Source organism: Frankia sp. Hr75.2 (assembly GCF_949319125.1).
Taxonomy (GTDB): domain Bacteria; phylum Actinomycetota; class Actinomycetes; order Frankiales; family Frankiaceae; genus Parafrankia; species Parafrankia soli.
Window position 1 is genome coordinate 1 of sequence record NZ_CASGGV010000224.1, and the last position, 588, is coordinate 588.

The 588-nt window shown below is 69.4% G+C and carries 1 protein-coding gene; it reads right to left on the reverse strand.

Annotated features, from left to right (window positions below):
- On the reverse strand, window positions 1-280 hold a 280-nt coding region (locus AC559T_RS16715), incomplete at its 3' end, for a class I SAM-dependent methyltransferase (protein ID WP_498869331.1).
- Between the last annotated feature and the right edge of the window lie 308 nt (window positions 281-588).

A 588-nucleotide genomic window follows, 5' to 3' on the forward strand; every position in this document is an offset into this window, starting at 1 on the left:
TCCGCAGCCAGGTCACGTTGTCGATTCCCGCACGCTGCGCCGCCTCACGGGCATGGGAGATCATGTCCGGCTCCGGGTCGAGGCCCACAGCCGTCTCGAAGAGGCCGGCTACCAGCAAGGTCAGCGAGCCCGGTCCGCAACCGACATCCAGCAGCCGCCCGACCGGAGCGGCCCCGAGCACGGCGCGCAAGGTCTCGGCAAGTGCGGGCGGATAGGGCAGCCGTCCGGCGGCGTAGAACTCGGCGCTACCCGCGTAGAGGGTCTCGTCCCACTCGGACACGCTGACTGATACTGCGGGCCCGCGTCTCCTGACATCCGCTCCCAGCATGACCGTGCGCGTTCGATGCTCGCGGCCACTGAAGACCGCCGCCTACACCGCACCCGCACCCGCACCCGCACCCGCACCCGCACCGATAATCACAGCTCCGTCCGAGGCTCCGTGTCCAGACGCGACGGTGGCCTACTCGCTGCCCCGCGGGTGAGCTACGGCGAGCACCAGGCCGTCACGGTCAACGACTCGAACCGCGTCGATGGCATCCGCTGGGATCGAGCTCGCTCCGACGACATCAGCCTTCGTTGTCGGCGTCA